Source organism: Parvibaculum sp., assembly GCF_049672805.1.
Classification (GTDB): domain Bacteria; phylum Pseudomonadota; class Alphaproteobacteria; order Parvibaculales; family Parvibaculaceae; genus Parvibaculum.
Map to the genome: position 1 here is coordinate 1 of NZ_JBATWS010000131.1, position 2,550 is coordinate 2,550.

General features: G+C 60.3%; 2 protein-coding genes. Both read left to right on the forward strand.

Features of this window, described 5'->3' with window-relative positions; genetic code table 11:
• The coding region (locus WBF74_RS04095; RefSeq protein ID WP_424435571.1) for an ATP-binding cassette domain-containing protein at positions 1-631 on the forward strand (631 nt) is incomplete at its 5' end.
• A 79-nt stretch (positions 632-710) separates the two neighbouring features.
• Positions 711-2,550 (forward strand): alkaline phosphatase D family protein (locus WBF74_RS04100; RefSeq protein WP_424435574.1); only part of this gene is annotated, 1,840 nt, incomplete at its 3' end.

A 2,550-nucleotide genomic window follows, 5' to 3' on the forward strand; every position in this document is an offset into this window, starting at 1 on the left:
TGTGTATGTGGAGTGCGACGCCTGCCACGGGCACCGCTACAACCGCGAAACACTGGAAGTAAAGTTCAAGGACAAGTCCATCGCTGACATTCTTGAAATGACAGTCGATGAAGCCGCCTCCTTCTTCAAGGCGGTCCCCGCCGTGCGCGACAAGATGGAAGTGCTCCAGCGCGTCGGCCTTGGCTACATCAAAGTCGGCCAGCAGGCGACCACGCTGTCCGGTGGCGAGGCGCAGCGCGTGAAACTTGCCAAGGAACTGTCAAAGCGCGCGACAGGCCGCACAATCTATATTCTGGACGAGCCGACCACCGGCCTTCACTTCCACGATGTGGCAAAGCTCCTCGAAGTGCTGCATGAGCTGGTCGATGCCGGAAACACGGTTGTCGTGATCGAACACAATCTCGAAGTCATCAAGACCGCCGACTGGATCCTTGATCTCGGCCCCGAAGGCGGTGATGGCGGTGGGGAGATCGTGGCCGCAGGCACACCCGAAAAGGTCGCAGCCGAGCCCCGCTCCTACACAGGTCAGTATCTCAAGGGCCTGCTCACGCGTCGCCCCGCAAAGCCGTCCGCTTCCGGTACAAAACCAGCCACTCGGGCAAAGGCCCCTCAGAAGAAAAAGGCTCGCTGAACTCTCCTGGTTCCGCTTCTGCGGCAAAGTCTCTATAAGATTCCTGTGGCTGATGAAGTGAGTTGGGGAGCGGGTATCCATGTCGAGAATGTCTCTCGACCGTCGTGAGTTTTTGAAACTGTTCGGGGCGACTGCGGGATGTTTCGCGCTCTCGGCTGCTGCAACCCCGTTCTTCCCGCGCCTCGGCGCAGCGAAGGCCACTCCCGGCTCGTTCCATTTTCCGCAAGGCCTCGCCTCGGGTGATCCGCAGCCTGATGCGGTGATGCTCTGGACGCGCGTAGAGGCAATCGACAAGGGCGCGGCGCTCCCCAATGGCGATATCGATCTCTATCTTCAGGTCGCAACAGATGAAGAGTTCACTCGCGTTGTCGTGGAGCAGGCGGTGCGGGCGACACGCGAGTCGGACCACACGGTGCGCGTTTTCGTGCAGGGGCTGACGCCGGACACGATCTATCACTACCGCTTCTATGCGGGCAGCGACACCTCGCTCCTTCCCGGCCGCACGCGAACCGCGCCGCGCCCCGGCACCGCACGCAAGGTGCGGTTTGCTGTCGTCTCCTGCCAGAACTATGAGCAGGGTTATTACGGCGCGCTCCGCCGCCTCGTGAATGACGACATCAGCGCCGCGCGCGAAGACCAGATCGACTTCGTTCTGCATCTCGGCGATTTCATCTATGAACGCACCGGCGATGTGCCGGAAGGCATAGCCCCTGCGCGCCTCATCGGCCCCCTGCCCGATGGCAGCGATCCGTGGATACCCGATGGCACAAAGCCTCACTGGCAGAAAGGTGGTCAGGCCGCCGTCACGCTCGCGGATTATCGCCACCTCTACAAAACCTATCTGACCGACCCCGACCTTCAGGCGGCGCGGGCGCGCTTTCCTTTCGTGCATACATGGGACGACCACGAATTCACGAATGATGCCTGGCAGGCGCATGAAACCTATTTCGGTGACGGCGAACCGGCGCAGAAGCGGAAGCTCGCTGCCAATCGCGCATGGTTTGAATTCATCCCCGCCATGCTCTCCAATGCGCGCTCCTTCCATGGCATCGCCTCACCCGCACACGACTTCCGCAAAAGGTCGGTGGAGAACACACCCTTTGAGGAGCATGACGAAAACTTCCTCTATCAAGGTGACAACCTGAAAGCGGTGTCGAGCCTCACCATCTATCGCACCCTGCGCTGGGGAGCCCTCGCCGACCTCGTGCTTACCGATCTCCGCTCCTATCGCAGCCCGCCTGTGATGAGCGGTGAGGTGAAGGAGCTGACGAAAGGCGCGCCCCTTCCCCCCGTGCGCCTTGTGAAGCTGCTCGACGCCGGTCGCACCGCGAATAACGGAACCCCGCCCGGAACGATCGAATATGGCGGCAAGAAAATCGCCAACCCGCGCAAGGATGCACCGCCCGGTACGCAGATGGGCGCTGCGCAAAAGGCGTGGTTCAAGCAGGTCATGAAGGCCTCGAAAGCCAGATGGCGCATCTGGGTGAATGGCGGCCCCGCCTTGCAAATGCGGCTCGATTTCTCGCGCATTCCATTTGCCGGCCTTGAAGATGGCTATGTCGGCGTGGATGCGTGGCAGGGCTATCCGGGAGAACTGAAAGAGATTCTTTCCTTTCTGAAGGAAGAAGGCATCAGCAACACCGTCTCCCTTTCGGGCGACTATCACGCCTTTGCCGCTGGCCGCTTGCCTGTTGATCCTGATACGGATCAACTCACCTTCGCCGTGCCGGAATTCATGACAGCCGCCATCAGCTCCGGCTCGCTTTTTGATAGCGTAGAGAGAATCTCCCGCAACAACGGTTTTCTCCGCCGCGCCGTCATTTTCGAAGAGAATGGCGAAAAGCTCGAAAACTGGAACAACACGCTGGTCCACGGCCTGCGCACCGGCATTCTCGTGAATTACACAAGCTCCGAATATC